Here is a 1,739-nt window from a genome sequence, read left to right on the forward strand (position 1 = left end):
GATGAGATTTCCCATTGTTTTAAACAAGTAAGATCCCTCAAAGATGATGAGGTAGATAGGTCTCGGGTGTAAGTGTGGCGACATACGTAGCTGAGAGATACTAATCGATCGAGGACTTAACCTATAAATACGTATGAAACAGTATTCGTTGTAGAAATGTTAGTTTTATTCAGTTTTGAGTGAGTGTGTTTAAAATATTGAAAAATAATTTAAGAAACACTTGCTAAAAGATAATTTTATGTTATAATAAATATTGTCTTTAAAAGAAAATAGTCTGGTAGCGATGGCAAAGAGGTCACACCTGTTCCCATACCGAACACAGTAGTTAAGCTCTTTAGCGCCGATGGTAATTGGGGGTTTCCCCCTGTGAGAGTAGGACGCCGCCAGTCTATTATATATGGAGGATTAGCTCAGCTGGGAGAGCACCTGCCTTACAAGCAGGGGGTCGGCGGTTCGATCCCGTCATCCTCCACCATATTTTGTGCCGGTGTAGCTCAGTTGGTAGAGCAACTGACTTGTAATCAGTAGGTCGAGGGTTCAACTCCTTTCGCCGGCACCACTTTAAAGAGCCATTAGCTCAGTCGGTAGAGCATCTGACTTTTAATCAGAGGGTCACAGGTTCGAATCCTGTATGGCTCACCATTTTTCACGAAATGTCCGCAAATAAGCGGGTGTGGTGGAACTGGCAGACACGCTAGACTTAGGATCTAGTGCCTTCGGGCGTGGGGGTTCGACTCCCTTCACCCGCATTGTAATCATTTCGCGGAAGTAGTTCAGTGGTAGAATACAACCTTGCCAAGGTTGGGGTCGCGGGTTCGAATCCCGTCTTCCGCTCCATAGATAGTGCCGGGGTGGCGGAACTGGCAGACGCACAGGACTTAAAATCCTGCGGTAGGTGACTACCGTACCGGTTCGATTCCGGTTCTCGGCACCACTATAGCGCCCGTAGCTCAATTGGATAGAGCGCTTGACTACGGATCAAGAGGTTAGGGGTTCGACTCCTCTCGGGCGCGCCATTATATTTTAATAAAGAAGTCGGGAAGTAGCTCAGCTTGGTAGAGCACATGGTTTGGGACCATGGGGTCGCAGGTTCGAATCCTGTCTTCCCGACCATTATTCAGGGGCCTTAGCTCAGCTGGGAGAGCGCCTGCCTTGCACGCAGGAGGTCAGCGGTTCGATCCCGCTAGGCTCCACCATTTATATGAACATTGAAAACTGAACAGTAACTTGTTGATGAAATAAACGGTTTCTTTATTCAACCCCGTTGGATATCGAAACAAACAATTTGGACATCTATAAAAGATGCCAGCAAATTTGAGCTTACTCAAATTTCTCTTTTTCTGTGCAAACAGAAAAAGAAACGAGAACCGAGTAGATCGACGATTTCGATTGAACGAGTGAGGGAGCGTATTCGATACGTGACCGAAGCGAGTGAATGAGAAAGCGGCGAGATGCGAAGGTTATCGCTTTCTTTTTGAGAGTTTGATCCTGGCTCAGGACGAACGCTGGCGGCGTGCCTAATACATGCAAGTCGAGCGAACAAGAGAGATGCTTGCATCTCTTGCGTTAGCGGCGGATGGGTGAGTAACACGTGGGCAACCTGCCCTGTAGATTGGGATAACTCGCGGAAACGCGGGCTAATACCAAATAATCCATCGTACCTCCTGGTACGATGTTGAAAGACGGTTTCGGCTGTCACTACAGGATGGGCCCGCGGCGCATTAGCTAGTTGGTGGGGT

9 tRNA genes and 3 rRNA genes are annotated in these 1,739 nt (G+C 47.7%); all 12 read left to right on the forward strand.

Annotated features, from left to right (window positions below):
• A 23S ribosomal RNA gene (locus tag ACFQ0V_RS08265) occupies nt 1-124 on the forward strand; the annotation flags it as partial.
• A gap of 149 nt (nt 125-273) precedes the next feature.
• Nucleotides 274-389, forward strand: a 5S ribosomal RNA gene (rrf, locus tag ACFQ0V_RS08270).
• A gap of 10 nt (nt 390-399) precedes the next feature.
• Nucleotides 400-475, forward strand: a tRNA-Val gene (locus tag ACFQ0V_RS08275).
• An 8-nt stretch (nt 476-483) separates the two neighbouring features.
• Nucleotides 484-559: transfer RNA gene (locus tag ACFQ0V_RS08280), tRNA-Thr, on the forward strand.
• A 7-nt stretch (nt 560-566) separates the two neighbouring features.
• A tRNA-Lys gene (locus ACFQ0V_RS08285) sits at nt 567-642 on the forward strand.
• A gap of 25 nt (nt 643-667) precedes the next feature.
• Nucleotides 668-749: transfer RNA gene (locus tag ACFQ0V_RS08290), tRNA-Leu, on the forward strand.
• Nucleotides 750-762: 13 nt separating this feature from the next.
• Nucleotides 763-837: transfer RNA gene (locus tag ACFQ0V_RS08295), tRNA-Gly, on the forward strand.
• A gap of 8 nt (nt 838-845) precedes the next feature.
• Nucleotides 846-934, forward strand: a tRNA-Leu gene (locus ACFQ0V_RS08300).
• 5 nt (nt 935-939) lie between these two features.
• Nucleotides 940-1,016: transfer RNA gene (locus tag ACFQ0V_RS08305), tRNA-Arg, on the forward strand.
• A 20-nt stretch (nt 1,017-1,036) separates the two neighbouring features.
• Nucleotides 1,037-1,113: transfer RNA gene (locus ACFQ0V_RS08310), tRNA-Pro, on the forward strand.
• 7 nt (nt 1,114-1,120) lie between these two features.
• Nucleotides 1,121-1,196 (forward strand) — tRNA-Ala (locus ACFQ0V_RS08315).
• 274 nt (nt 1,197-1,470) lie between these two features.
• Nucleotides 1,471-1,739, forward strand: a 16S ribosomal RNA gene (locus ACFQ0V_RS08320); the annotation flags it as partial.

Origin of the sequence: Savagea faecisuis (genome assembly GCF_042675605.1) — a bacterium.
Classification (GTDB): Bacteria; Bacillota; Bacilli; order Bacillales_A; family Planococcaceae; genus Savagea; species Savagea faecisuis.